The organism is Streptomyces sp. NPDC107500 (genome assembly GCF_055582785.1).
Genome location: NZ_JBVJPF010000002.1, coordinates 776,776 through 802,791 on the forward strand (window position 1 = coordinate 776,776; position 26,016 = coordinate 802,791).

Annotated in this window: 22 protein-coding genes; 10 read left to right on the forward strand and 12 right to left on the reverse strand. The window is 72.4% G+C overall.

Translation table 11 applies throughout. The annotated features are described in order from the left end of the window. Positions 1–28: 28 nt before the first annotated feature. Positions 29–1,288: an ATP-grasp domain-containing protein gene (locus ACZ67M_RS09570; RefSeq protein WP_469850299.1), complete on the reverse strand. Its 1,260-nt coding sequence runs from the start codon at positions 1,286–1,288 to the stop codon at positions 29–31. A gap of 216 nt (positions 1,289–1,504) precedes the next feature. On the opposite strand from ACZ67M_RS09570, the gene ACZ67M_RS09575 reads away from it, so the two are divergent. From ACZ67M_RS09575 to treZ, 3 genes are all read left to right on the forward strand, one after another. Beyond that, complete coding sequence (locus tag ACZ67M_RS09575; RefSeq protein WP_467320709.1) at positions 1,505–2,953, forward strand: coproporphyrinogen-III oxidase family protein; 1,449 nt, start codon at positions 1,505–1,507, stop codon at positions 2,951–2,953. Then, a complete protein-coding gene (locus ACZ67M_RS09580; RefSeq protein ID WP_469850301.1) occupies positions 2,950–4,035 on the forward strand; it encodes a DUF1152 domain-containing protein in 1,086 nt (361 codons plus the stop codon). The genes ACZ67M_RS09575 and ACZ67M_RS09580 overlap by 4 nt, the downstream gene beginning before the upstream one ends. Before the next feature lie 136 nt (positions 4,036–4,171). Continuing rightward, the gene (treZ, locus tag ACZ67M_RS09585) at positions 4,172–5,917 is read left to right on the forward strand and encodes a malto-oligosyltrehalose trehalohydrolase (RefSeq protein WP_392236076.1); all 1,746 of its coding nucleotides are present in this window, start codon (positions 4,172–4,174) and stop codon (positions 5,915–5,917) included. Positions 5,918–5,949: 32 nt separating this feature from the next. On the opposite strand, the gene ACZ67M_RS09590 is transcribed toward treZ, so the two are convergent. Together ACZ67M_RS09590 and ACZ67M_RS09595 are read right to left on the reverse strand one after the other, a co-directional pair. Beyond that, complete coding sequence (locus ACZ67M_RS09590) at positions 5,950–6,894, reverse strand: aminoglycoside phosphotransferase family protein (protein ID WP_469850304.1); 945 nt, start codon at positions 6,892–6,894, stop codon at positions 5,950–5,952. A 58-nt stretch (positions 6,895–6,952) separates the two neighbouring features. After that, positions 6,953–8,083, reverse strand: a complete 1,131-nt coding sequence (locus ACZ67M_RS09595) for an aminopeptidase P family protein (protein ID WP_469850306.1) — start codon at positions 8,081–8,083, stop codon at positions 6,953–6,955. Between the two features lie 168 nt (positions 8,084–8,251). Between ACZ67M_RS09595 and ACZ67M_RS09600 the strand changes: the two genes are divergently transcribed. After that, a complete protein-coding gene (locus ACZ67M_RS09600) occupies positions 8,252–9,004 on the forward strand; it encodes a phosphodiesterase (RefSeq protein ID WP_469850308.1) in 753 nt (250 codons plus the stop codon). Here the strand turns inward: ACZ67M_RS09600 and ACZ67M_RS09605 are convergent. The 4 genes from ACZ67M_RS09605 to ACZ67M_RS09620 form a co-directional block, all read right to left on the reverse strand. Then, a complete protein-coding gene (locus ACZ67M_RS09605; protein ID WP_469850310.1) occupies positions 8,997–9,593 on the reverse strand; it encodes a PDZ domain-containing protein in 597 nt (198 codons plus the stop codon). The genes ACZ67M_RS09600 and ACZ67M_RS09605 overlap by 8 nt on opposite strands. A gap of 75 nt (positions 9,594–9,668) precedes the next feature. Next, positions 9,669–11,861: a germacradienol/geosmin synthase Cyc2 gene (gene cyc2 / locus ACZ67M_RS09610; protein WP_469850312.1), complete on the reverse strand. Its 2,193-nt coding sequence runs from the start codon at positions 11,859–11,861 to the stop codon at positions 9,669–9,671. Between the two features lie 95 nt (positions 11,862–11,956). Beyond that, the gene (locus tag ACZ67M_RS09615; RefSeq protein WP_361364061.1) at positions 11,957–13,165 is read right to left on the reverse strand and encodes a damage-control phosphatase ARMT1 family protein; all 1,209 of its coding nucleotides are present in this window, start codon (positions 13,163–13,165) and stop codon (positions 11,957–11,959) included. A 31-nt stretch (positions 13,166–13,196) separates the two neighbouring features. Then, on the reverse strand, positions 13,197–13,844 hold the full coding sequence (locus ACZ67M_RS09620; protein WP_361364064.1) for a ScbR family autoregulator-binding transcription factor: 648 nt from the start codon (positions 13,842–13,844) through the stop codon (positions 13,197–13,199). A gap of 329 nt (positions 13,845–14,173) precedes the next feature. Here ACZ67M_RS09620 and ACZ67M_RS09625 point away from each other — a divergent pair, with 329 nt between their 5' ends. From ACZ67M_RS09625 to ACZ67M_RS09645, 5 genes are all read left to right on the forward strand, one after another. Next, the gene (locus ACZ67M_RS09625) at positions 14,174–15,187 is read left to right on the forward strand and encodes a substrate-binding domain-containing protein (protein ID WP_392012288.1); all 1,014 of its coding nucleotides are present in this window, start codon (positions 14,174–14,176) and stop codon (positions 15,185–15,187) included. Between the two features lie 68 nt (positions 15,188–15,255). After that, positions 15,256–17,655, forward strand: a complete 2,400-nt coding sequence (locus ACZ67M_RS09630; protein ID WP_469850315.1) for a sensor histidine kinase — start codon at positions 15,256–15,258, stop codon at positions 17,653–17,655. Next, entirely contained in the window at positions 17,652–18,071 is a 420-nt protein-coding gene (locus tag ACZ67M_RS09635; RefSeq protein ID WP_361364074.1) for a roadblock/LC7 domain-containing protein, read from the forward strand. The genes ACZ67M_RS09630 and ACZ67M_RS09635 overlap by 4 nt, the downstream gene beginning before the upstream one ends. 1 nt (position 18,072) lies before the next feature. Next, positions 18,073–18,432: a DUF742 domain-containing protein gene (locus tag ACZ67M_RS09640; RefSeq protein ID WP_382812853.1), complete on the forward strand. Its 360-nt coding sequence runs from the start codon at positions 18,073–18,075 to the stop codon at positions 18,430–18,432. Then, a complete protein-coding gene (locus ACZ67M_RS09645; RefSeq protein WP_122618301.1) occupies positions 18,419–19,030 on the forward strand; it encodes a GTP-binding protein in 612 nt (203 codons plus the stop codon). Before ACZ67M_RS09640 ends, ACZ67M_RS09645 begins: the two co-directional genes overlap by 14 nt. 21 nt (positions 19,031–19,051) lie before the next feature. Here ACZ67M_RS09645 and ACZ67M_RS09650 read toward each other — a convergent pair whose 3' ends face one another. From ACZ67M_RS09650 to ACZ67M_RS09665, 4 genes are all read right to left on the reverse strand, one after another. Then, positions 19,052–20,014 (reverse strand): ABC transporter substrate-binding protein, encoded by a 963-nt coding sequence (locus ACZ67M_RS09650; protein WP_361364081.1) that lies wholly within the window; start codon positions 20,012–20,014, stop codon positions 19,052–19,054. 107 nt (positions 20,015–20,121) lie between these two features. Further along, complete coding sequence (locus tag ACZ67M_RS09655; protein ID WP_122618303.1) at positions 20,122–20,787, reverse strand: ABC transporter permease; 666 nt, start codon at positions 20,785–20,787, stop codon at positions 20,122–20,124. After that, a complete protein-coding gene (locus tag ACZ67M_RS09660) occupies positions 20,784–21,491 on the reverse strand; it encodes an ABC transporter permease (RefSeq protein WP_469850318.1) in 708 nt (235 codons plus the stop codon). The genes ACZ67M_RS09655 and ACZ67M_RS09660 overlap by 4 nt, the downstream gene beginning before the upstream one ends. Beyond that, a complete protein-coding gene (locus tag ACZ67M_RS09665; RefSeq protein WP_392101130.1) occupies positions 21,488–22,654 on the reverse strand; it encodes an ABC transporter ATP-binding protein in 1,167 nt (388 codons plus the stop codon). Before ACZ67M_RS09665 ends, ACZ67M_RS09660 begins: the two co-directional genes overlap by 4 nt. A 250-nt stretch (positions 22,655–22,904) precedes the next feature. Here ACZ67M_RS09665 and ACZ67M_RS09670 point away from each other — a divergent pair, with 250 nt between their 5' ends. Further along, entirely contained in the window at positions 22,905–24,629 is a 1,725-nt protein-coding gene (locus ACZ67M_RS09670) for an MOSC domain-containing protein (protein WP_469850320.1), read from the forward strand. A gap of 25 nt (positions 24,630–24,654) precedes the next feature. Here the strand turns inward: ACZ67M_RS09670 and secY are convergent, their stop codons facing one another. Beyond that, on the reverse strand, positions 24,655–25,962 hold the full coding sequence (secY, locus tag ACZ67M_RS09675; RefSeq protein ID WP_469850322.1) for a preprotein translocase subunit SecY: 1,308 nt from the start codon (positions 25,960–25,962) through the stop codon (positions 24,655–24,657). Positions 25,963–26,016: the final 54 nt, after the last annotated feature.

Sequence of the window (26,016 nt, forward strand, 5' to 3'; positions counted from 1 at the left end):
CGTAAGAACGCGATCCTCCGCACCTGGCTCAGCCCACTTCCACTCGGGACCGGGCGGCCGCCCGGCCGACCAGTCCGCGTGCCTCGTCGGCCGTCGCCGCGCGGGCCACCACGTGCCCGACCCGGCACGCCGAGTCCACCGGATCCGGTACCTCGTCCCCGGGCCTGAGGTGCACCTCGCTGTGCGTGCCGGGCAGGTCCGGGACGTCCACGCGCCGCAGGACCCCGCCGCGGGCGGGGAGCAGGAACCGGATCGACACCGCGTCCGTACGGGAGGGGACGGTGTCCGGGACCAGGCCGAGCACGGCCTGGAGGTGGGCCACGGCCTCGCTCACGCCGGTCGCGGCCTCGACGACCTCGCACAGGTTGTCCCCCGGCAGGCGGGCGCCCGTCTCGATGACGTACGGAGTCCGCGCGCCCGGCGGGATCTTCACCTCGGTGTGCGCGATCCCGTTGCGCACACCGACGGCGAGCGCCGCCCGCGCCGCGGTCCGCCGCACCTCCTCGGCCAGCGGCGCGGGCAGGCCGGAGGGGCAGGTGTGCCCGGTCTCGATGCGGTACGGGCCCTCGGTGGTGTCCTTCCTGACCACCGGAAGCGGGTGGGCGACCCCGCCCGCGACCACCGTGTCGCAGGAGTACTCCTCTCCCGGGATGTACTCCTGGAGCAGGACGCGCGAGTCGAGTTCCAGGCCGTGCGGGTGGGCGTGGGTGAACCGCTGGGACGCGGCGACGGCCTCGTCGAGCCGGTCCGGGCCGTCGAGCACGGACACCCCCCACGAACCGCCCTGCTCCGCGGGCTTCACCACCAGGGGCCAGCCGAGGCCGTCCGGCCCCGCCCGTGCCACCCGCCGGGCGTCGGCCGCGTCGTGCGCGACGGCCCAGCGGGGGGCGGGGATCCCTGCGGCCGCGAACGCCCGGCCCATCAGGATCTTGTTCCTGGGCGCGTGCGCCAGCCGGGGATCGTTGCCGGGCAGGCCGACCCGTGCGGCCAGCAGCGCCGCGAGCGGGGTGAACAGTTCGAAGCAGGCCGCGATCCCGGCGACCGCGTGCCGCCGGCAGAAGGCCTCCATGTCCCCGAGGGCCCTCGGGGTGTCCGTCAGATCCGTCGCGCACACCCCGGAGAGGGCGGCCCGCAGCCACTGCGGGTAGCCGTCATGGACGTCCTCGTGCGTGGCCGCGTACAAGCGCGCCCCGAGCCGGTCGGCGGCCTCGACGAGGAAGCGCCCCGCGTTCCCCATCGGCTCGATCACCAGTACTCCCGGCCCGCGCGGGCCCGCCCCGAATGTCATTCCACCAGCAAACCCGTGGGGTGGTCGCGTGGGCTATCGGCCTGACAGACGAAACCAACTCGCCCAATCACGTGCGCCTTTGGAGCAATTGCCAACGAACTGGCCAGTAGAAACGGGGTATTTGGTGCGCCCATCTGATGGAGTCGCACAAGTGTCCCGTGGTCGGATCACCCTGCCGGAAGAAGCACGCCGCGCCACCCACGGGAAGGCACCACCGTGTCCAGCACTCTGCACCAGCAACTCGCCGACCACATCGACCAGGGCGTCATCCCGCCCTACCAGTACTCCTACCCGCCTCGGTCCACGTACCGCCCGCTCCCCGAGGGCAAGTGGACCGTCTCCGAGGTGTGGGCGAGGGACCTCGCCAGCTACCAGGTCCCCGAACTCAACCTCTACCTGCACGTCCCCTTCTGCGACCGCAAATGCGGGTTCTGCAACCTCTACACCGTCATCAGCACCGACGAGGACGTCTACGACGCCTACACCGACGCCCTCTGTACCCAGATCCGCGACCACGCGGAGATCATCCAGGCCCGGCGGTTACGCACGATCTACATCGGTGGTGGTACGCCCGCGCTGCTCAAACCCCGCCACTTCGAGCAGATCTTCGGCACCATCGGCGAGGTCTACCCCAACTGGCGTTCCACGGCCGAGGAGGTCGCCGTCGAGGCGACCCCGTCCTCGATCGCCGACGCGCCGGACGAGTTCAGGTCCCTCATCGACATGGGGCTCACCCGCGCCAACGTCGGCATCCAGTCCCTCGTCCCCCGCGAGATCCGCGAGGCCGGCCGGGGCGGTGAGGACGAGGACGTCATCCGCCGCGCGGTCCGCACCGCGCACGAACTCGGCCTGCCGGACCTGTCCACCGACCTGATCATGGGCTTCGCGGGACAGACCCCCGAGACCTGGCGCCAGAGCGTGGACGAACTGGCCGCGCTCCGGCCCACCACCATCAGCACGTACTTCCTCACCGTGCGGCCGGACGCCTGGTTCTCCAAGACCGGCGCCTACCAGTACATGTGGCAGCCCGAGCTGTACGAGCGCTACGACTACGCCCGCCAGGTCTTCCTCGACCACGGGTACGTCCAGGAGGGCTCCGTCCGCTACAAGAAGCCCGGCCGCGGGGGCTACGCGCAGAAGGTGCTCACCTTCCACGGCGTCCCCCTGCTCGGCCTCGGCGTCGGCGCCCGCTCCTACACCAGCGTGCTCGACTACATGTGCGGGAGCGTGAAGCCCTCGACGGCCGAGGTCGCGGAGTACATCAGGAAGGCGAGGAACCACGCACTCGTTCCCGTCACCGGCTTCGAACTGACCGACGAGGAGATCGTCCGCAAACGGCTCGTCCTCGACACGTTCGACCTCGACCTCTCGGAACTGGACCGATTCGGCTACCGGCGGCACGCGGCCGAGTTCGAACCCGTCCTGGAGGCGGCGGAGTCCAACGGGCTCGTCCACCGCCTCGGCAGCCGTGTGCAGCTGACCCCCAAGGGATTCAAGTACCGGGACATCCTGTCGTGGATGTTCTACTCCGGGTCCGTCAAGGACCTCGACCGCGAGTACTACGAGAACCTCCACGCGGCGAACGCGCGCGCCCGGAAGAACATGGGGGCGACGCCGGTCCGGATCACGGGCGTCGACCTGCGCGAGCGCGAAGGAGCCGCGTGAGCGATCTGTACGTCGCGGCGGGCGGCGGCGGAGACCCCGTCGGAACCCTGATCGCGGCCCGCGCCCTCACCGGCGACCCCGCAGGCCGGGCCGGCCCGCCGCTGGTCGCCACCTACGCGTGGGAGCGCCCCGAGGTCGATCCGACCGCCGCCCTCCTCGGGGCCGGGGACTTCGAGGGGCTGGCCCGCGAAGCTGCGGCCGGCGGGGGCGGCTTCGGTGCCTTCACCGCGGCCACGCGGGTGCGCCCGCCGGCCGGGTCCACCATGCCCGCCCTGGCCCGGGACCTGCCCGCCCGGCTGCTGCTGCTCGACCCCGCGGCGGGACTCGCCGCCCTGGCACGGCAGATCGCGTCGATGGCGGCGGCCGCGGGCGGCCGGATCCACGTCGTCGACGTCGGCGGCGACGTCCTGACACACGGCGACGAGCCCGCCCTGTGCAGCCCGTTCGGGGATGCCCTCACCCTCGCCGCCTGCCGGCTCACCGGCGTCCCCACCACCGTGCACGTCGCGGGGCCCGGCCTCGACGGCGAGATCGAGGAGCGGACCCTTCTCGAACGCCTCGCCACCAGTCGTCCCCTCGTCCCCGACCGGGACGCGGTGGCAGCGGCGGCCCGCGCACTGGCCTGGCACCCGTCCGAGGCCTCCGCGCTGTGGGCCGCCGCCGTCCTCGGCGCCCGCGGCACCGTCCGCACCGTCGGCAGCAGCGCCATCCGGCTCACCGACGCCTCCCCGGGGCTCTACCCCCTGCCGCTCGAGGAGGCCCTCGGCCACAACCCGGTCGCACGGGCCCTCGTCGAGGAGCGCCCGGCGACCCTGCGGGCCGCGGCCGACGTCTCCCACCGGCTCACCAATATCCCCGGGCTGGCGAGCGAACACCCCGGCGCGCGCGGGCAGAACCCGCCCGTCGAAGGGATGCCCCCTGCCGACCGGGACCGGACCGTGAAGTCCCTCCGTGCAGCGGCCGACGGCGCCGACCACATCACCCTGCGGTACGCCGCCCGCACCCTCGGCCTCACCTGGCGGGACATCCCCGCCCTCCGCACCGTCCTCGGCAGCCACACCCCGCTGCTCCGGCTCCCCTGACACGCCAGGACGCCCACCCCGCGCGCGGTACGGCACGACACCTGCCGCGAGCGGGGGCAATCCCTTAGCGGACGGCTCCCTCATGCGTGACCATGGACGGGCTACATCACGGTGAGCAGACGAAGGGGAACCGTCCGTGCAGTTCGAGGTGTGGGCACCACAGGCCGGCCGAGTGACGCTGGAGTGCGACGGCGCCACGCGCGCGTTGGAGCGCGATCCCGAGCGGCCGGGGTGGTGGTGCGGGGAGAGCGAGGCGGGCGACGGCTCGCGGTACGGCTTCGCGGTGGACGACGGGCCGGTGCTGCCGGACCCCCGCTCGCGACGGCAGCCGGACGGACCGGACGGACTCAGTGCCGTCGTCGACCACGGCCGGCACGCCTGGCGCACCGACTGGGCGGGGCGGTCCCTGCCCGGCGGCGTGCTGTACGAGTTGCACGTCGGCACGTACACGCCCGAGGGCACGCTCGACGCCGCCGCCGAGCGGCTCGGGCATCTGGCCGATCTGGGCGTCACACACGTCGAGCTGATGCCCCTGTGCCCCTTTCCGGGCCGGCACGGCTGGGGGTACGAGGGTGTGTCGCTGTGGGCGGTGCACGAGCCGTACGGCGGGCCCGAGGCGCTGAAACGGTTCGTCGACCGGGCGCACGAGCTGGGCCTGGGCGTGGTCCTGGACGTGGTGCACAACCACCTGGGCCCGTCCGGCAACTATCTGCCCGTTTTCGGCCCGTACTTCACCGACACCCACCACACGCCCTGGGGCGTGGCCGTCAACCTGGACGCGCCCGGCTCCGACGAGGTGCGCGCGTACCTCGTGGACAGCGCGCTGGCGTGGCTGCGGGACTACCGCATCGACGGCCTGCGCCTGGACGCGGTGCACGCCCTGGTGGACACGCGCGCGTCCCACTTCCTGGAGCAGCTGTCGACGGCCGTGGACGACCTCGCGGCCGACCTGGACCGCCCGCTGTTCCTGATCGCCGAGTCCGACCTCAACGACCCGCGGATCATCACCCCGCGCGCGGACGGCGGCCTGGGCGTGCACGCGCAGTGGAACGACGACTTCCACCACGCCCTGCACACCGCGCTGACCGGGGAGTCGCAGGGCTACTACGCCGACTTCGCGCGCGACCCGCTGGCGGCGCTGGCCAAGACGCTGTCCCGGGGCTACTTCCACGACGGCACCTATTCCAGCTTCCGCGGGCGCGGTCACGGCCGTCCGCTGGACCGCGGGCGGGTGGCCGCGCACCGGCTGACCGGCTACAGCCAGACCCACGACCAGATCGGCAACCGCGCCCAGGGCGACCGGCTCGCCGCGCTGGTCTCCCCCGGTCTCGCGGCCTGCGCGGCCACGCTGACGCTGACGGCGCCGTTCACACCGATGCTCTTCATGGGCGAGGAGTGGGCCGCCGGGACACCGTGGCAGTTCTTCACCGACCACACCGACCCGGAGCTGGCCGAGGCCGTACGCAACGGCAGGCGGCGGGAGTTCGCCGCGCACGGCTGGAAGGAGGAGGACGTGCCCGACCCGCAGGACCCGGCGACGCGCGAGCGTTCCTGCCTCGACTGGTCCGAGCCGGAGCGCGAGCCGCACGCGCGCGTACTGGACTGGTACCGCCGGCTGATCGCCCTGCGCGCCGAGCAGCCGGACCTCACCGACCCCGACCTCGCCGACACCAAGGTGGCGTACGACTCCGGGGCGCGCTGGCTGGCCTTCCGGCGCGGCGACATCCGGGTGGCCGTCAACCTGGGCCCCGAGCCGGCCCTCATCCCGCTGGGCAGTCGCCCCGCGCGCGTGCTCGCCGCGTGGGAACCGGTGGAGGGACCGGGCACGGACGGGATACTGCGGGTGCCGGGCGAGTCGAGCGTGGTGCTCGAACAGCAGTGACGGGCCCCGGCGTCGCTGTCGGGGCGGCGCGCTCAGGCGGGCGCGTCGGCCGTGCCGTCCCCGTCGTCCTCGCGCAGCTCCGTCACCCGTTCCAGCAGGATCGGCTCCCAGGCGCGCCGCAGCCGCGTCCTCAGCAGGGGCAGGGCGGTGGCGGAGCGGCCCGCGAGAGCGTCGGCGAGCTGGACGGCGGTGTCGCAGCGGGCCAGCCACAGGCCGCGCAGGCAGGGCCGGGCGCCGTACCCGGCGAGCGTGGCGGCGCGCACCGCGGCCGGTGAGCCGACGGAGAGCGCGAGGCCGGCGATGTCCTCGGCCGGGTCCCCGACGACGGCGTCGGTCCAGCCGAGGACGCCGCGGACCCGGCCGTCGGCGCTGACCACCAGGTGTTCGCCGGTCAGTCCGTGGTGGACGAGGACCGCCGCACCCGGCTGTGCGCCGAGCTGGGCGGCCGCCTGCCGGGTGAGCCGCTCCGGGCGCGTGGCGTCGAACTCGTCGGCCTCCGCGAGGCGTTTTTCGGCCCGCTCGGCGATCCCGCGCAGCGCTTCCAGGGAACGCGGGGCGGACCGGGGCACGCCGAGGGTCTCGGCCTGGCGGACCGGCACCTCGCGCACGGCGGTGAGCAGCGCCGCGAGGTCCGCCTCGCCCAGCGCGGACACGTCGTGGTCCTCGCCGGAACCGCCGGGCACCTTGGCGTCCAGCGTGTAGGTCAGCCCCGGTGCCCACTCGCCGTGCGCCACGCTCGTGGGCACCGCGACGGGCAGGTACGGCCGCACCAGCTCGCGCAGGCGCAGCTCGCGGCGCTGGCGTACGGACGCGTCGCGGTCGGGGGCCAGCCGCAGCACGTGCCGGGTGCCGACCCACCAGGTGGCGGGCCCCGCGCCCGCGGCGACGGGCCGTACGTCGGGTCGTGTGCTCCCGCCCAGCAGGGAGCCGACCAGTCGGCGGACGGTGTCCGCGGTGGGTGTCGGTGCCTGGGTCATGGTCGCGCCGTCGTCCTCCGGGTCGGCCGGGGCGGTCGGGGGTCCTTTCCGTCGCCGGTCACTCCACCACGACCAGCTCCCGCGTGGTGTCGTTGAAACGCCGGCCGCCGTCCTGCGTGACGGTGACGATGTCCTCGATGCGTACCCCGAACCGGCCGGGCAGGTAGACGCCGGGCTCGACGGAGAAGCACATGCCGGGCACGAGGGGCCGCTCCTCGCCCTCGATCATGTACGGCGGTTCGTGCGTGGTGACGCCGATGCCGTGCCCGGTGCGGTGGATGAAGTACTCGCCGTACCCGGCGTCGGCGATGACCGCGCGGGCGGCCCGGTCGACGTCCTGGCAGGCGGCGCCGGGCCGCACCGCCCGGAAGCCGGCCTCCTGCGCCTCGCGGACCAGGTCGTGCACCCGGCGCTCCTCGTCGGTGGGTTCGCCCACGTGGACGGTGCGGGAGGTGTCCGAGCCGTAACCGTCCTTCAGGCCGCCGAAGTCGAGGACGACCATGTCGCCGTCCTCGATGACGCGGTCGCCGACCTCGTGGTGCGGGTTGGCGCCGTTCGGGCCGGAGGCGACGATGGTGAAGTCGACCTGGGAGTGGCCGAAGCCCAGCAGCAGGCCGGCGAGGTCGGCGGCGACCTCGGACTCCCGGCGGCCGCCGAAGCGGACGGTGCGGATCTCCTCGAACGCGGCGTCCGCCGCCGCGCCGGCCGCCGCCAGCAGTTCCAGCTCCGCCGCGTCCTTGACGGCGCGCAGCATGGGCAGCGCCTCGGTGAGGGAGGCGTAGGAGGTGCCGGGCAGGGCGCTCTGAAGGGCCAGCAGGTGCATCGCCCAGGCGTTGTCGCTGATGCCGAACCGCCCGGATCGGTCGAGGAGGGCGGCGGTGGCGGCGTAGGGGTCCTTGCCGTCGGTCCAGTCGCGCAGGGTGAGGGCGGGCGCGCCGGTCGCCTTCGCCGCGTCGGGGGCCTCCAGCGTGGGGACGACCAGCACGGGGTCGCGGCCGGGGGCGAGGACGAGCAGCGTGAGCCGTTCGGTGTCCGCGGTGGGCGCGTAGCCGGTGAGCCACACGAGGTCCGGGCCCGGCGCCACCAGCAGCCCGGCGAGACCTGCGTCGGCGGCGGCGCCCGCGGCGCGCTCCATGCGGGCCCGGTAGTCGTCGGCGGTGAAGGAAGCGGCGGGCCTGCGGCCGGTCATCCGGGCCTCCCTGGGCGAAAGAGTGAAGGGACCACGGGCAGCATCCTGCCCGCAGCGCGGGGGCGGCGCGAGCCGATTGGCATTGATCGACCGACCTGGCTAATGGTTTGATGCGTTGCAACCATTAACAAGGGGGCGTGCCGTCCGGGCGCCCGAAGGAGGGGAACCGTGCTCGTACTCGCGCACATCAGCGATCTTCATCTCGACGGGAGTCCGCGCTCGACCGAGCGCGCCGCGCGGGTCCGTGACCACCTGTGGGGACTGCCGGGGCGGGTGGACGCGCTGCTGGTGACCGGGGACATCGCGGACCACGGCACCGAGGCGGAGTACGAGGAGGCCGCCGCGCTCCTCGGGCTGCGCGACGGCACCGCGCCGTTCCCCGTGCTGACCTGCCCGGGCAACCACGACGTCCGCGCCCCCTACCGCAAGGCCCTGCTGGGACTGCCCGCCGCCGACGGTCCGGTCAACGAGGTGCGCGTCCTCCCGGGCTGCGCGGTGCTGATGTGCGACTCCAGCGTCCCGGGGAGCGACGAGGGGGAGCTGGACGAGGAGACGTACGGCTGGATCGAGTCGACGCTCGACGGACTCGGCGACCGCCCGGCGCTGCTCGCCTTCCACCACCCGCCGACGTCCCTGCACCACCCCCTGCCCGACGCGTACCCGCTGCGCCGGCCCGAGCGCCTCGCCGCGCTGCTGGAACGGCGGCCCCGGGTCGCCGGGCTGATCACCGGGCACGCCCACACCCCCGCCGCCACCGTCTTCGCCGGGCGGCCCGTGCTGGTCGGCCCCGGGGTGACCTGGACCCTGCGGCTGCCCTGGGAGGGCGAGCAGGTCGCGGACCGGGACGCGCCGGTCGGGCTGGCCTACCACGTGCTGGACGACGCCGGACGGCTCACCAGCCACTTCCGCACCGTCACGTGACGACACCCGGCACGGCCGTCAACTGCTGGTAGCCGCCGCTCTCGTGGCGGACGGTGATCTTCACGTCCTTGCCGGGCCGCGCGCGGGCCACCGCCCGTGCGAGATCGGCGGCCGAGTCGACGCGGGTCGTGCCGAACACCAGCAGCACGTCGCCCCGGACCAGCCCCGCCGCGTAACCGGGACCGGGCACGTGGACGCCCACGACCAGGGCTCCCGGCTTCTCGTGGTCCACGGCCTCCACGCCGAGGGTCGCGGCGGCCCGCGCCGGGGAGAGGGACGCCGCCGCGGACGGGGGCGCCGGGGCGGTGCGGGAGCCGGTCCGGTCCCCCGCCCCCGGGCCGGGCCCCGCCGCTGCCGACCGCTGTTGCAGCGCGGCGAGTTCGCTCATGCCGATCACCGTGGCGCCCACCGTGCCCAGTCCCACGCCCGCCAGGACCAGCACGGTCGCGGCGAACACACCGAGCAGCACGGTGGTCAGCCGCCGACGGCGCCGGCACCCGGCGTGCGGACGCCGGAAGCCGTCGGGTTCGGTACGGGCGGCCGGTTCCCGGCCGGGCATCGGTTTGGGCCGCAACGCTGTCTGTTCCATGGATCGCCTCCGGCAGGTGCTCTACCCGGCGCACCGGCGCGTGACGAGCCACGAACGAGTGAGACTGAACGCCGGTCAGGGCATGGGCACGAGGGGCCCCCTGGGCACGGGCGAGGGCAGCGGCGGGGCCGGGATCCGGTCGGGGAGGAAGCCGTGGGTACGCCCCGCCAGGTACTCGGCCTTGTAACGCAGGACGTTCCGGTGCCAGTTGAGGATGCCGGCCATCCAGTTCTGGAGGTCGGTCACGTAGCCGCGCATGATGTCCCGGGCCTCTTCGGAGAGCTGGAAGTCGTCGTACACGACGGGCAGTTCGTGCGCGACGACGTGCTCGAACTGGCGCATGCGCTGGTTCATCAGGTCCTGTACGACCCGCAGGGCGGCCGGGTAGTCGACGCCGAAGAAGTTCTGCACGACGAGGACCGCGTTGTGGACCTCACCCTCGTACTCGATCTCCTTCTGGTACGAGAAGACGTCGTTGAGCAGGCACCCGTAGTCGATCGCCGCGTTCTCCAGGGAGCGGACCGGGCCGCTGCGGTAGACCTCGGGCGGTACGGCGGGCCCGTGTCCGGCGCGGCACAGGCCCAGCGTGAGGTCCGAGCCGAAGGTGGCGCGCCGCATCTCCAGGTAGTCCACCGGGTCGGGGACCCGGTTCTGGATCTGGTTGGACAGCTCCCACACCCAGGCCTCGGTCATCGCGTCGACGGCCGTCTTGAGGGGGCGCCGCTCGTCGGGCGTCATACCGGCCGTCGTGCGCACCCAGAGGTCGATCAGGGAGCGCTCCATGGCGTTGCCGGGCGGCGGGACCGGTTCGCCGTCGAGCGGCATGCAGGCCGAGAGCCGGGCCGTGGTCAGCCGGGCGGCGGCCAGGTCGCGGCGGTGCCCGTAGACGAGCGGGTAGTAGTCGTCGCCGTAGGTCCCGAAGGCCAGCCAGTCGGAGGCCAGGTCGAGCTGGTCCTGGGTGGCGTCCGGGTCGAGACCGGCGGCGCACAGGGGGAGGTCGCAGCTCGCGAGCTTGTCCTCGTCCCACACACCCTCGCCGAGGATGCCCATCCGGTGCGACCACGCGAGCAGGTGCCGCCGGGATCCCTCCAGGGCGGGGCTCAGCTCCACCGGGTACGGCATGCGGATGTCGGGAATGACCGACGGGCCGACCTTCTGGAAGGGGACGTGCGTGTAGGGCCGGGCCCGCTGGGCGGCGGTGGCGGCGAGCAGGGCGCCGACGTCGGCGGCGGAGGTGCCGGGGCCGGTGAGCGCCTGCCACCCGGCGACGGGCCGCGCGCCCTTGTTCATGTACCGGCTGGAGCGCATGTGCCATTCGTGGCCGCCGGACTGCCAGTCCTGGAGGCCCTTGACGTAGGCCCCGACGGCGGCGACCTCGGGCGGCGTGAGTCCGTTCTCCAGGGCCACCGCGGGCACTTCGGTGAAGGCGGTGTGCTCGAACTGGTGCAGGCGGGAGGTGAGGACGTCGTTGACCAGCTCGGCGGCCTCCTGGGTGGTGCAGCCGAAGAAGGTCTCCAGGACCAGCACCCCGTTGCTCAGCTCGCCCTCGTCCTCGACCTCGCGCTGGTAGGAGAAGAGGTCGTTGCGCAGGTGCACGCCGTCGGAGAACGTCTCCATCAGCACCCGGAGCGGCCGGGACCCGGCGACGGCCGCGGGCACCTCCGCGGTCGCGTACTCCACGAGCCCCGCCGACCAGGGGGCGCCGCCGACCTTGCGGCGCATCTCGATGTACTCGACGGGGTTGGCGATCCGCCCCTCGTTGATGTTGGACAGCTCCCACAGGGACTCGTTGAGCAGGTGCTCGGTCGCGACGGCGAAGCGGCGGCGCCAGTCGGCCGACATCGCGGGCACCGTGCGGGTCCAGAGGTCGGCGAGTCCTGCCTCGACCGGGTTCTCCGGCTCGGGCATCCCGGTGGTGGGGTCCGACGGCATGAACAGCGGCAGCCGGTCCAGGTGGGCCTTGCCGCCGACGCGGTCCTGGGTGCGCTTGAACCGCTCCAGGAAGTGGTCGTCGAAGAAGAAGACCCACACGTACCAGTCGGTGATCAGGGAGAGCGCCGGCCCGTCGCAGTCGGGATGGGTGTAGGCGCAGAGCAGTCCGTAGTCGTGTGCGTCGAGGTCCGACTGCTCCCAGACCTCGGAGCCCTCCAGCATGCCCATCTCACGCGCCCACGCCGTCGAGTGGGCCCGGGCCTCGTCGAGATGCGGGTTGAGCCGCGCGGGATGCGGCAGGTAGAAGTGCGGGAGTTCGAAGGGCTGTCGCGTCATGGCCCGGCACTACCCAGGGCCCCGAGGGCACATCCACCCGGCGGCACATGATCACACCATCGCGTGAAAGAGCGCGGAACGCGGGAACTTCGCGTTCAGGTCCTGACCTGGATCAGGGCGTGCGTCCCGCCGGTCCGCCAGTGCCGCTCCCCGCCCGACTCCAGCGCCGCCTCGGTCTTCTCCGACAGGCCGGTGATCACATCGGACTTGAGGGTGCGCAGGGCGGCGACGGGACCCGGGAAGTACGCGGTGGCGTCCGCGAAGGGCGTGGTCGGCGGCCACCACCGGTCGCCCACCAGGCGGCGGTAGTTCAGGTCGCCCTTGAGGACGGTGACGGTGGCCGCGGCGAACTCCGCGCGCAGGTCCTCGGGCATGTCGGCGTACGGCAGCGGGGCGCAGGAGAACGGGTGGGCGCGGACGGTGACGCGCCCGTCCCGCAGCGCCGTCCACAGCCGACGCCCGTACTCCTCGGCCGCGCCGCCCGCCGCCACCAGCCGGCGGAGCGCGTCGAGCAGGTCGGCGGGTGTCGCGTCGGAGACGTAGTAAGGGTGCGGCTTGACGTGCAGGACCGCCCGGTCGACGCGGCCCTCGGCGAGCAGGTGGGAGACGAGGAGCAGGTCGGGGACGAGTTCGCGGCCCGCGTTGTCGGCGACGAGGCACAGAGTCCTCGGTCCCGCCGCGCCGGGTCCTTCGGAGGGCGGGAGCAGGGACCACAGGGCGTCGCCGTCGTCGCAGACGAGGGCCTCCTCCCGCTCCCCGGTGCCGGTGCCGCCCTCGGAGAGGCGGAAGCCGAGGTCCGCCCGGTTGCCCCAGAGCGAGCCGTGCAGCAGGGCCCGGGTCCGCTCGCCGGCGGGCAGGGCGGCGAGGCCGTCGAGCGCGGTGAGTTCCTCGTCCGTCGCGGGGTCGTCGAGTTCGGCGAGCTTGGCCGGCCGGAACGGGTCGACGCCCTGCCAGGTGCCGGGGGCGAAGTAGCCGACGGCGTCGAGGAGCCGGCGGTAGAAGTGGCTCTCGGCCCACAGCCAGGGCACGTCGTACCAGGAGCGGCCGGCGTACGCGTCCAGGCCCCACCGCGCCCAGCGGTCCCGGTCGCGGGGGCCGGCGTCGGCGGGCAGCGGTTCGATCACACCGTCGGCACAGCTCGCGAGCAGCGCGTCGAGGGCGCGCAGCCGTTCGGGGCCGTAGGGGAACGCGTCGCGCACCTGCCGGACGATGGCGGGGTGCCGGTCGGCGAGCACACCGTGCGGGAAGGACCCGGGCTCGTCGCCGAGGATGACGGGGGCGGGCGCGGACGGGGTGTCGGGCATGCGCCTCACCGTACCGCGCGGGCCGGTCCGTTCAGGCGGAGGCGGTCTCGCGCTCCAGGCGCGCCGCGAGGGTGACGTAGCGGGCGCGACGGGTCACCGGCACCATGCCGCGGATGAGGATGTGCCACATCTCGGCCAGGCGGCGGGGCTGGCGCCCGGCCGGTTCCAGGGTCCCGCTGACCACGCGGGTGCCGACGATGGAGCAGACGAGGGTGTGGGCCACGGAGTCGACGTCGATGTCCGGATGCAGGTCGGACTGCCGGACCGCGTCGAGGAGCCGGGAGGTGGCGATCTCCCGCCACTCGGTGAAGGGGTGCGGCAGCGGCGGCCGTACCGGCACGCCCGCGGTGGCGAGCCGCAGACCGGCGCGGAGCACCGGACCCTCCTCGCACAGCCGGGCCATGCCGAAGGTGAGGCGCATCAGCGCCTCCAGCGAGGTGTAGCCGCGCCCGCCCAGATCCGTGGAGAGTTGCCGCGAGGTCCTGGACTGGATCTCCATGATGGCGTGGACGAGGTCTTCCTTCGCCGCGAAGTGGAAGTACAGGGCGCCCTTGGTGACCCCGGCGTGGGCCACGATCTCGCTCAGGCTGGTCGACTCGTAGCCGTGACGGTCGAACAGGTCGGCGGCGGCGCCGACGATCGTCGCGCGGGTCTGCTCGGCGCGTAGCTGCCTCGCCATCGGCTGAACTCTCCTGGGCTGGAACTCAACAGGCCGTGCGGCCCGCCTTTACCCCCTGTACACGATAACTCACCGATAACTGACCGTCAGATAGTCCTCCTTGGGAACCGCTGGAGTCGGCGTCGAGGAGCACCGTTCGCCACCTGTCCCGTTCATCACGATGCGGCACCGACAACTCACACCTGGTCGCTGGTCACTTGACTACCAGCGGTCACTCACGGTTTGCTCCGGCCAGGCGAGATTCACCCGGTTGGCGCAGCGACACGTGGCTCCGGGCCACCTCGCCCCGTTCCTCCTGCTCGGCCGCACAGCGAGGTGCCCCCGCCCCCATGAGTACTTCTCCCCCGCCCACCCACTCCCCCGGCCCGCTGCGCGCCGCCGCCCTCGCCGCGGCCGTCTGTCTGCTGACGGCCGGCTGCTCCGCCGTCGGCGGGGACGAGGACGGCTCGACGGCGGACGCCGCCGGCGGGTCCGGCGCCGACCGGATGAAGGTCGTCATGGTCACCCACGGCGGCGAGGGCGACGCCTTCTGGGACCGGGTGCGCAAGGGTGCCGAGGCCGCGGCGGCCAAGGACGGCATCGACCTGACGTACGCGGGCGACGCCGACACCGCCGGCCAGGCCGACCTGGTGCGGGACGCGGTCCGGGACAAGGTGGACGGCATCGCCCTGACGCTGGCCAAGCCGCAGGCGATGAAGGCGCCGGTCGCCGAGGCCAAGGCCGCCGGGATACCCGTGGTCGGCCTCAACTCCGGTATGGACGCCTGGCGGTCGGCGGGACTCCTGGAGTACTTCGGACAGGACGAGAGCGTGGCGGGCCGGGCCGTCGGCGACAAACTCAACGACCTCAAGGCCAAACACGCCCTGTGCGTCATCCACGAGCGTGGCAACGTTGCCGTGGAGGCCCGCTGCGCCGGTGTGAAGAAGACGTTCAAGGGCGAGACCGAGATGCTCTACGTCGAGGGCACCGACATGAAGGCGGTCGGCGCCGCGGTCACCGCGCGGCTGCGCCAGGACCCCAGCATCGACGAAGTCGTCACGAACGGCGCGGCGTTCGCGCTCACCGCGGTCAAGTCGGTCGACGAGGCGGGCAGCAGTGCCGACGTCGCCACCTTCGACCTCGACAACGACCTGGTCGCCGCCGTCAAACGGGGGGACGTCCAGTTCGCGGTGGACCAGCAGCCGTATCTCCAGGGCTATCTCGCGGTGGACGCGCTCTGGCTGTACCGGACCAACGGCAACGTCAGCGGCGGCGGAGTGGCGCCGGTGCTGACCGGCCCCGCGTTCGTGACCCGCACGAACGCCGACACGGTCGCGAAGTTCGCCGCGGGCGGCACCCGGTGACCGGGCCCCGCGGCCGCCGGCTCGCCCGCACCTCGAACATCCTTCCCCGATGATCGCCTAGGACGACGATGCCCGCACGGAAGGGAGCCCGGCGCCGCCTCGGCTCCATACGTCTCTCCCTGATCCTCCTGGCCCTGGTGCCCGGCGTCACGCTGGCCGCCGTGTGGGGGGTGACGACGATCCAGATGTTCTCGGAGGGCCTGCGGCTGCGCTCGCAGACGGAACTGAGCCGCGACACCGGGGCCATGGGCACCGAGGCGACGCTCGCCCTTCAGAAGGAGCGCAGCCTGTCGGCCGCCTGGCTGGCCGCGCCCGAGGGCGACCGGGCGGAACTGGAGGCGCAGCGCAGGAAGACGGACGAGGCGGTCGCCCAGCTGGTCGGCCAGTCCGACGCGATCGAGGAAGCGCCCTCCCGGGTCTCGGACCGGCTGTACTCGGTGCTCGGCTCGGTGGGCAGCCTGGAGTACTACCGCGACCAGGTCGACGACCCGAGCGACATCACCCCCGAGCAGGCGCTCGACCAGTACACCTCGATCATCGACGAGCAGGTCCACGCCTTCCAGGAACTGTCCCAGGTCGACGACGGCGACCTCACCTCGCAGGCCGGGCCGCTGGTCGCCCTGGAGCACGCGGCCGAACTGACCTCCCAGGAGGACGCCCGGCTCACCCTGGCCTGGCCGTCCGCCCGGATGGACGAGCAGCAGTGGGCGCGCTTCGCGCAACTGGTCCACACCCGGCGCTGGCTGGTCCAGGACCAGATCGTCCCCTCCCTGAGCGGCAGCGCGAAGACGGAGACCGAGCGGATCCTCGCCAGCCCCGAGTGGCAGACCCTCCAGCGGGTCGAGGACAGGGTGCTCGCGGCCCGCGCCGCGGACGGTGCGGACCGGATCGACCTGCCGGAGCTGCGGGAGGAGTGGACCACGGCGTTCGCGAAGGTCTCCGACGCGTACGGGAAACTGATCCGGCAGCAGACGGGCGGGCTCCTGGACCGCAGCGCCGACGAGGCGCGCCAGCTGCTGATCACGGCCGCCTCCCTCAGCGCCGGCGGGCTGGTCGCCCTGCTGTTGTGCGTCGGCATGTCCTGGCGCATCACGCGTTCGCTGTCGAGGCGGCTGCGCGGGCTGCGGCTGGCCACGCTGAGCCTGGCCGAGGAGCGGCTGCCGGACGTGGTGGCGCGGCTGGAGCGGGGCGAGAAGGTCGACGTGGAGTCGGCGACCCCGCCGCTGGACTACGGACGGGACGAACTCGGGCAGGTCGCGCAGGCGTTCAACACGGCCCAGCGCACCGCCGTGCACACCGCCGTCGAACTGGCCGACACCCGGCGCGGCTTCCAGAAGGTGATCCTCGGCATCGCCCGGCAGAGCCAGAACCTGGTCAACATGCAGCTCGGCAAGCTGGACGCCCTGGAGCGCGAGCACACCGACCCCGAGATCCTCAAGGGGTTGTACGAACTGGACTCGACGGCGAGCCAGTTGCGCCGGTACGAGGAGAACCTCGTCATCATCAGCGGCGAGCAGCCCAGACGCACCTGGCGCGAGCCCGTCTCGCTGGTCGACATCCTGCGCAGCGCCGTGGGTGAGGTGGCCGAGTACCAGCGCGTGGAACTGCACACCGACGAGGAGGTGGCGCTCGCGCCGCCCGCGGTCGCCGACGTGATCCACCTGCTGGCCGAGCTGATCGACAACGCGACGGCCTACTCCCCCGCGCCCAACCCGGTCGGGGTGCGCGCGGCGCTGGTGGCCAAGGGGCTGGCCGTCGAGATCGAGGACCGCGGGCTCGGGCTGTCCGAGGAGGACTACGCGGCGTTCAACGAACAGTTGGCGGTGGCCCCGCAGTTCGACGTGGTGGCGCTCGCCGACGACCTGCGGCTCGGCATGTTCGTCGTGGCCCGCCTCGCGCACCGGCACGGCATCACGGTGACACTGCGTTCCTCGCCGTACGGCGGGACCACGGCGATCGTGCTGATCCCGCACGAGATCGTGGTGCGGGAGCCGGTCGACGACGCGCCCGCGGCACCCACGCCGGCGACGGCGGACGGGCCGGGTTCCGGGGGCTCCACGTCCGGCGGGTCCGTCGACCCCGCCGGGCCCACGGTACGGCCGCGGCCGGTGCCCGCGAGCCGGGCCGAAGCCGCCACGCCCGTCGCCCCGGCCGCCGCCTCTGCCCCCGTCTCCGCCTCCGCCTCCGAGCCGAACGGCCTGGCGCCGCTGCCCCGCAGGGTTCCGCAGACCAGCCTCGCCGCCGAGCTGCGGGACGAGGACACCGCCGACGGCCCGGACGGCGCGCCCGACGAGTACGCCGACTTCACGGCCGAGCGTGCCGCGTCGTCCCTCGGCGGGTTCCAGCGCGGCACGCTGCGGGCCCAGGCCGACGCCGCCTCCGACGACACCGACGGGCAGGTGTTCTCCTCCGCCGCCCCCTCCACGCCCACCGCCGACCGCCGACCGCCGACGAAGGACACCCGATGACCCGACCCTCCCCCGCCACGCACAGCGAGCTGGACCAGTTGCTCACCGGACTCGTGGAGCGGGTCGCCGACGTGAACCAGGCGGTGGTGCTCTCCGAGGACGGGCTCGTCGTCAGCAAGTCCACCGGGTTCCTGCGGGACGACGCCGAGCGGCTGGCGGCGACCGCGTCGGGCCTGATGAGCCTCAGCAAGGGCGTCAGCATGGACTTCCGCGGCGGCCCGGTGCGTCAGGCCCTCATCGAGATGGCCAACGGCTACCTGATCCTCAGCTCCGCGGGTCCGGGCGCCCACCTGGTCGTGCTCACCGGGCCGAACGCGGACGTCGGTGTGGTGGCGTACCAGATGAACATGCTGGTGAAGAAGATCGGCGAGCACCTGAGCGCGGCACCGCGGGCCACCGCCGGCCCCGGCGAGTGACGTGACCGGAGGCGACGCGGGGGGCCGGCTCGTGCGGCCGTTCACCCTGACCGGCGGCCGGACCCGGCCCAGCCGCGCCGACTTCACTCTCATCACGACGGTGACCGCGGTCGACCCGCAGCCGGTGCGGGGCGCGCGGCCGCAGCCCGAGCACCTGCGGATCCTGCGGCTGTGCGCCCGGCCCGTGGCCGTGGCGGAGATCGCGGCCCGCCTCGACCTGCCGGTGAGCGTGGTGGTCATCCTCCTCTCCGACCTGCTGGAGGCCGGCCGGATCACCGCCCGGCCGCCGCACCTCGTCTCCCGCGCCAACCCGGACCTTGACCTGCTGCAGAAAGTGAGGGACGGCCTTGGCCGGCTCTGACCGCGCCGCTGAGGCGCCCACGGCATCGGCGCGCGGGACCGCGCCCGACGCCGTCAAGATCCTGATCGCCGGCGGTTTCGGCGTCGGCAAGACCACCATGGTGGGCTCGGTCAGCGAGATCGCCCCGCTGCGCACCGAGGAACCGCTGACCGCCGCGGGACTCGACGTCGACGACCTCGCCGGCATCGAGGAGAAGCGGGCCACCACCGTGGCCCTGGACTTCGGGCGGATCACCATCGGCCGGGAACTGGTGCTGTACCTCTTCGGCACGCCCGGTCAGCAGCGGTTCTGGTTCATGTGGAACGACCTGGCGATCGGCGCGCTCGGGGCGGTCGTGCTGGTCGACGTCCGCAGGCCCGAGTCGAGCTTCGCCGCCATCGACTTCTTCGAGCGGCGGGGCATCCCGTTCGTGGTCGGCGTCAACGGCTTCCACGGGCGGCATCCGTACCCGGCGGCGGAGATCCGGGAGGCCCTCGCGCTGCCGGAGCACGTGCAGGTGCTGCTGTGCGACGCGCGGGAGCGGACCTCCAGCCGGGACGTCCTCATCGCCCTGATCGACCAGTTGATCGACGCCGCGACCGGGGCCGCGGCGTCGTAACCGGCCGTCTGCGGGCGTCCGTCAGACGAGGCCCGCGGACTTGAGCCACTCCTTGGCCACGTCCAGCGGGTCCTTCTTGTCCAGCTGGACCTGGGCGTCCAGGTCCAGGAGGGTCTTGGTGTCCAGCTTGGCGGAGACCGCGTTGAGCGTGGCCACGCCCTCCTTGGACAGTGCGTCCTTGGTGACCAGCGGGGTCACGTTCGCGTACCCGAAGAGGTTCTCCGGGTCCTTCAGGACGACGAACTTCTCCTTGATGATGGTCGGATCGGTGGTGAAGACGTCCGCCGCCTGCACGGTGTTCTTCGTCAGCGCGGACTGGGTCAGCGGGCCGCCCGCGTCGAGCGCCTTGAAGGACTTGAACTTCAGCCCGTACACCGACTCCAGGCCCTTGAGGCCCTGCTGCCGGGTCTGGAACTCGGGCGAGCCGCCGATCGTCAGGTCCGGGGCGGCGTCCTTGAGGTCGGCGAGGGTCGACTCGGCGGTGAGGCCGTACTTCTTCGCGGTCTCGGCGTTGACGCTCACCGAGTCCTTGTTCTCGGCCGGCGAGGACTCCAGCACGGTCAGCTTCTTGTCGAGCTTGGCCTTCACGGCCTCGTTGACCGCGTCGGCGGACTGCTGCTGGGCCTCGGGGTCGAGGTAGGCGAGCAGGGAGCCGTTGTACTCGGGCAGCACGGTGACCGAGCCGTTCTTCATCAGGCCGTACGTCGTCTCCCTGCTGCCTATGTTGTGCTTGTAGGTGACCTTGAGGCCCTTGGCCTTCAGCGCCTCGCCGTAGATGTCGGCGAGCAGGGTGCTCTCGGCGAAGTTGTTCGAGCCGACGACGACGGTGCCGGCCTTCGCCTTCTCGCCGGCCAGCGGGTTGTCGGACGTGTCGTCGGAGTCGGAGGAACAGCCCGCGAGCAGCGCCGCCGCGGCGGTGAGCGCGACGGCCGCCGCGCCGGAGTGCCTCGTCCTGGACCAGCTGCTCTTCCTGGTAGAAGTCATCCATCGATCCAAACGAGCCACATGTCGGTGAGTCAAGAACGGCCTGGTTACGGTTTCTTTCACGGCGGTCACAGCCTTCGCTCCACGGCGGTCGCAGTCGTCGCTTCTCAGCGCCGCCGGACGCCCGGCGACACCGCCAGCCGTCCCGCCGCCCAGAACGCCGCGAGCGTGACCAGCGCCAGGAGGGCCACCAGCGTGGCGCCGCCGACCACCTTCTCGTAGTCGCGCTGATAGAGGCCGTCGATGATGTACCGGCCGATCCCGCCGAGGGAGACGTACGCCGCGATGGTCGCCGTCGACACGACCTGGATGGCGGCGGAGCGCAGTCCGCTCAGGACGAGCGGCAGGGCGACGGGCAGTTCCACCCGGAACAGGATGCTCGACTCGTGCATGCCCATGCCGCGCGCCGCGTCCACGGGTGAGGGGTCGACGGAGCGGACCGCCTCGTAGGTGGTCACCAGGATCGGCGGGATCGCGAGGATGACCAGCGGGACCATCACGGGCAGCAGGCCGATGCCGACCACGACGGCGATCAGCACCAGCAGACCGAAGCTGGGCAGCGCGCGGGCGGCGGTGGCGACGAACGCGACGGCGTTGCCGCCGCGCCCGGTGTGCCCGGTCAGCAGCCCGATGGGCAGGCCGATCGCGGTGGCGAGGCCGAGGGCCATCAGCGTGTACTGGACGTGTTCCAGCAGGCGCTGCGGGATGCCGTCGTAGCCGTGCCAGTGGGCACTGTCGCTGAAGAAGGCGTTGACGAAGTTGAGTACGTTCACCGGGCCGACGCCTCCTCCGGCTCGGGCAGTTCCCGCCGTGCGGCGGACTCCTTGGGCCGGCCCTTGCCGCGCGGCATCCACGGGGTCAGCAGGTTCCGGATCAGGACGAGCAAGGCGTCGCACAGGACGGCCAGGACGGCGGTGGTCAGGACGGAGTTGACCGCGAGTTCCGGCCGGCCGTACTTCTGGGCGTCCGCGAGCAGGTTGCCGAGGGCGCCCTGGTTGCCGATCAGGGCGCCGACGCTGACCAGCGAGATGCTCGCCGACACGGCGACGCGGAGCCCGGCGAGGATGGCGGGCACCGCGATCGGCAACTGCACCTGCAGATAGCGCCGCACCGGACCGAAGCCCATCGCGGTCGACGCGGCCAGGGTCTCCTCGGGCACCGACCGCACGCCGTCCACGATCGCCGGGACCAGCACGACCAGGCTGTACACGGCCAGCGGGATCATCACCGTCAGCTCGGTCTGGCCGGTGTAGTCGATGAGGACGACGAAGACGGCCAGCGACGGGACGGCGTAGAAGACGGTGGTCACGCCGAGCACCGGCGGGTACAGCCAGCGGAAGCGCACGCACAGCTGGGCGACGGGCAGCGCGGCCAGCAGTCCGGCCAGCACCGGCAGCAGCGCCTCGCGCAGGTGCAGGCCGATCAGGCCGAAGTAGGTGTTGTCGAGGTCGCTCGGGATGTCGAAGAAGCCGTTCACGGCGCGACCTTCGTGACGTCGGCGGCACCGGCGCCGGACGCTCCGGCCTCGGGCACCCGGGCGGTGGCCGTGTCGTCGTGCGCGGCGCGGATGGCCTCGGCGATGGTCTGCTGGGAGACGACCCCGATCACCCGGCCGTCGGCGTCCACGGCGACCGCCCAGCCGGTGGGCGAGAGGACGGCGCAGTCGAGGGCGGCGCGCAGCGAGTCCGTGCCGGGGGTGAAGGGCCGCCCGTGGGACAGCAGCCGCTCGGGGGCGATGTCCCCGGCGGTCAGGTCCTCCGGCCGGGCCCAGCCCAGCGGCCTGTCGTCCGCGTCGGTCACCAGGAGGTGCGGGGCGTCGGCCGCGGCGGGCGGCGCCTCGGTGGCGCCGGTGCGCACGACCGGGTCGCGGGTCGGCTCCAGGCCGGCGGACGGGAAGAAGGAGAGGCGCCGGATGCCGCGGTCGGCGCCGAGGAAGTCCTCGACGAACTCGTCCGCGGGGTCGGACAGCAGCTCGGCGGGCGGCGCGAACTGGGCGAGCCGGCCGCCGGTGCGCATCACCGCGACCATGGTGCCCAGCTTGATGGCCTCGTCGATGTCGTGCGTGACGAAGACGATGGTCTTGCCCAGTTCGTCCTGGATGCGCAGGAGTTCGTCCTGGAGGCCCTTGCGGACCACGGGGTCGACGGCGGAGAACGGCTCGTCCATGAGCAGCACCGGCGGGTCGGCGGCGAGCGCCCGGGCCACGCCGACGCGCTGCTGCTGGCCGCCGGAGAGCTGGTAGGGGTAGCGCTTGCCGAGGGAGGCGTCCAGCCCCACGCGTTCCATCAGCTCGGCCGCGCGCTCCCGGGACTTCTCCTTGCCCCAGCCGATCATGCGGGGCACGGTCGCGATGTTGTCGAGGATCGTCCGGTGCTGGAAGAGCCCGGCGTTCTGGATGACGTAGCCCATCGAGCGGCGCAGCGTGGTGACCGGCTGCCGGCCGAGGTCCTCGCCGTCGAGGAGGATGGTGCCCTCGGTGGGCTCGACCATCCTGTTGATCATCCGCAGGGTCGTCGTCTTGCCGCAGCCCGAGGGTCCGACGAGGACGGTTATCGCGCGGTCGGGTATCTCCAGCGACAGGTGGTCGACCGCCACGGTGCCGTCCGGGTACCGCTTGGTGACTGAGTCCATGCGTATCAAAACGCCGAATACCCTTCGGGTCTGGCAGAAGCTGCCCGCTCCGGCCGCGGTCGGTGGGGCCGTCGCCGGTCGAGTGTAGACGGCGGATCTGCGGGGCCCGATGGTCCGGGGCGACTCCTTCCCCCTGGCCGGGCGTTCACACCGGGTCGTCGGGGACGACGCATGCGGGCAGGTACGCGGCCGGGCATCACGTCGGCCGGCGTACGACACTGGAGGGAAGACGTCCTCGGCGTCCGATGGGAGCAACGTGGTGTCTTCCCTGCTGTCGGTGAACGTGGGAATGCCGCGGAACGTGGCCTGGCAGGGCGATACGGTCCACACCGGCGTGTGGAAGATGCCCCGGTCCGGCCCGGTGACGGCCCGCCGCCTCAATCTCGACGGCGACGGGCAGGGCGACCGGGCGGGACACGGGGGTGAACAGCGCGCGGTCCTCGTGTACCAGGTGCAGTCCTACCGGTACTGGGAGCGGCTCCTCCACCGTGACGACTTCGGCTACGGCCAGTTCGGCGAGAACCTCACCGTCGACGGTCTGCCCGACGACCAGGTCTGCATCGGCGATCGCTACGCCATCGGGGAGGCCGAGTTCGAGGTCACCCAGCCCAGGGTCACCTGCTACCGCGTCGGAATGCGGCTCGCGGAGCCGCGGATGCCGGCTCTGCTGGTCGCCCATCGCAGGCCCGGCTTCTACATGCGGGTGATCCGGGAGGGCCGCATCCGGGCCGGGGATCCGATCGTCAGGACGCGCACCGGGTGGGGATCACTGAGCGTCACTGACGCCGACGCCCTGCTCTACCTGCCCGACCGCGACGCCCACACGCTGCGTCTCGCCCTGTCCGTCCCCGCTCTCAGCCCCGGCTGGCGCGGCTCGTTCCGTGACCTGCTGGCCGCCGCCGAAGGTCCCGACGCGTCGTCGAGCCCGCGGTGGTCGGGGTTCCGGGAGCTGCTGGTGGACCAAGTGGTCCCCGAGAGCGCGTCCGTCACCTCCCTCTATCTCGGCTCGCCCGACGGATCGCCTCTCCCGGAGGCCCGGGCCGGGCAGTACGTCACGCTGCGCCTTCCCTCGCTCGCCGAGCCGGCCCCGGTGCGCAGCTACTCGTTGTCCTCGGCCTCGGCCGACGGCCGGTACCGCATCAGCGTCAAACACGACCCCCGTGGCTCGGTGAGCGGCTACCTGACCACGCGCACGCACCGTGGTACCCGCCTCGACGTGGCGGCTCCCCGAGGCGAGTTCGTGCTCGACCGCGGCAACGAGCCGATCGTTCTCGTCTCGGCCGGAATCGGTCTGACACCGGTGCTGGCCATGCTCCACGAGCTGGCCGCCCACGACCGCGAGCGCGAGGTCTGGTGGATCCACGGCGCCCGCCGGCCCGAGGAGCACCCGCTCGCGGCGGAGGCCCACGACCTGCTCACGGGTCTTCCGAACGGGCATGAGCACGTCTACTACAGCTCCGCCGCACCCGGGGACCACCAACTCGGCCACGCCGTACGGGGACGGCTCACGAGAGAGGCGCTCATGGCCCTCTCCCTTCCCGCCGACGCCAGCGCCTACGTCTGCGGGCCCGAGGGCTTCATGGACGACATGCGGCAGGCACTCGCGGAGGCCGGGATCGATCCGGCCCGAACGCACACCGAGGCCTTCTCGGCCCTGCCCGCCCTCCGCCCCGGTATCGCCCCGCGGGCGGCCGCGGCGCCGCACCAGCCCGCCGGCGAGCCCGGAACGGGCCCGCAGGTCACCTTCGCCCGCAGCGGCCTCGCCACCCGGTACCCCGCCGGCCGGCGGAGCCTTCTCGAGCTGGCCGAGGCCTGCGACGTCCCGGTCCGCTGGTCCTGCCGCACGGGGGTGTGCCACACCTGCGTCACCGCGCTCCTGTCCGGGAAGGTCGGCTACGACCCGGCGCCGCTGGAGTACCCCGCGACCGGCGAGGTGCTGATCTGCTGTGCCCGGCCGGACGGCGATGTCGTCCTGGACATGTGAGAGACGGCGGATCGAGGCCGGCCGCTCAGCGCAGGAATCCCTCGTAGCGGTGCTGCTCGATCTGGCTGCTGATCTGTTTGACGGTCTCCAGACCGACACTCACGATGATGAGGATGCTCGTCCCCGTGAGCTGGTTCGCGCTGCCGAAACTGCCGAGGGCCACGGTCGGCACGAGGGCGATCAGCCCGAGGTAGATCGATCCCGGCCAGGTGAGGCGGTTGAGGACATAGCCCAGGTACTGCGCCGTGGCCTTCCCGGCACGGATCCCCGGAATGAACCCTCCGGCCTGCTTGATGTTCCCCGCGATCTCCTCCGGATTGAACGTGATGGACACGTAGAAGAAGGCGAAGAAGACGATCAGAAGGAAGTAGATCGCCACATAGTAGGGATGGTTCCCTCTGCTCAGGTTGTTCGTGATCCAGGTCGACCATCCGGAATCGGACCCGGCGAACTGCGCGATCAGCGCGGGAAGGTAGAGAAGCGAGGAGCCGAAGATGACGGGGACCACGCCGGCCTGGTTGACCTTCAGCGGGATGTAGGTGGCGGTTCCCCCGTACGACTTCCGGCCGATCATGCGCTTGGCGTACTGCACCGGAATACGGCGTTGCGCCTGCTCCACGAAGACGACCAGGCCCACCATCACGAACCCGACCAGCAGGACGATGCCGAAGGCGAGCCAGCCTCCGGCGAGGGTGCTCTCCTGCTTCACGGACCAGAGCGCGCCGGGGAGGGTCGAGGCGATGGAGAGGAAGATCAGCATCGACATACCGTTGCCGACACCCCGTTCGGTGATGAGTTCACCGAGCCACATGACGCATGCCGTACCGGCGGTGATGGTCACGACCATGACGGCGGTGACGAAGACGGAGTCGTCCGGAACGATCCGGGACGCGTCCGGGCAACTGGGAAACAGGGCGCCGTTACGGGCGGTCGCCACGAGACCGGTCCCCTGGAGCACGGCGAGAGCCACCGTGAGGTAGCGCGTGTACTGAGTGATCTTGGCCTGGCCGGAGGGGCCTTCCTTCTTCAACGCCTCCAGCCTCGGAATCACCGCCGTGAGCAGCTGGAGAATGATGCTGGCCGTGATGTAGGGAAGGATCCCGAGCGCGAACACCGTGATCTGAAGGAGCGCACCGCCACTGAACAGATTGACCAGCCCGAGGATTCCGTTCGACTGGGAGACGGAATCCACGCAACTCTGGACCCTCTGGTAGTCCACTCCTGGAATCGGCACGTGGGAGCCGAGGCGGAACAGGATGATGATGCCCAGAGTGAATGCCAGCTTTTTGCGGAGGTCGGGGGTCTTGAAAACGCTTGCGAACGCGTTCAGCACGATGGTTCCTCTTGTGGGCCCGAGGTGCCGGTCCGCGGCTCCTTGAGGTCATGC

Excerpts from the sequence above, each read along its gene's own strand:
- ACZ67M_RS09570 (WP_469850299.1), bottom strand. The coding sequence starts at position 1,288 with ATGACATTCGGGGCGGGCCCGCGCGGGCCGGGAGTACTGGTGATCGAG.
- ACZ67M_RS09590 (WP_469850304.1), bottom strand. The coding sequence starts at position 6,894 with ATGACCCAGGCACCGACACCCACCGCGGACACCGTCCGCCGACTGGTC.
- ACZ67M_RS09595 (WP_469850306.1), bottom strand. The coding sequence starts at position 8,083 with ATGACCGGCCGCAGGCCCGCCGCTTCCTTCACCGCCGACGACTACCGG.
- ACZ67M_RS09605 (WP_469850310.1), bottom strand. The coding sequence starts at position 9,593 with ATGGAACAGACAGCGTTGCGGCCCAAACCGATGCCCGGCCGGGAACCG.
- cyc2 (WP_469850312.1), bottom strand. The coding sequence starts at position 11,861 with ATGACGCGACAGCCCTTCGAACTCCCGCACTTCTACCTGCCGCATCCC.
- ACZ67M_RS09615 (WP_361364061.1), bottom strand. The coding sequence starts at position 13,165 with ATGCCCGACACCCCGTCCGCGCCCGCCCCCGTCATCCTCGGCGACGAG.
- ACZ67M_RS09620 (WP_361364064.1), bottom strand. The coding sequence starts at position 13,844 with ATGGCGAGGCAGCTACGCGCCGAGCAGACCCGCGCGACGATCGTCGGC.
- ACZ67M_RS09625 (WP_392012288.1), top strand. The coding sequence starts at position 14,174 with ATGAGTACTTCTCCCCCGCCCACCCACTCCCCCGGCCCGCTGCGCGCC.
- ACZ67M_RS09630 (WP_469850315.1), top strand. The coding sequence starts at position 15,256 with ATGCCCGCACGGAAGGGAGCCCGGCGCCGCCTCGGCTCCATACGTCTC.
- ACZ67M_RS09635 (WP_361364074.1), top strand. The coding sequence starts at position 17,652 with ATGACCCGACCCTCCCCCGCCACGCACAGCGAGCTGGACCAGTTGCTC.
- ACZ67M_RS09650 (WP_361364081.1), bottom strand. The coding sequence starts at position 20,014 with ATGACTTCTACCAGGAAGAGCAGCTGGTCCAGGACGAGGCACTCCGGC.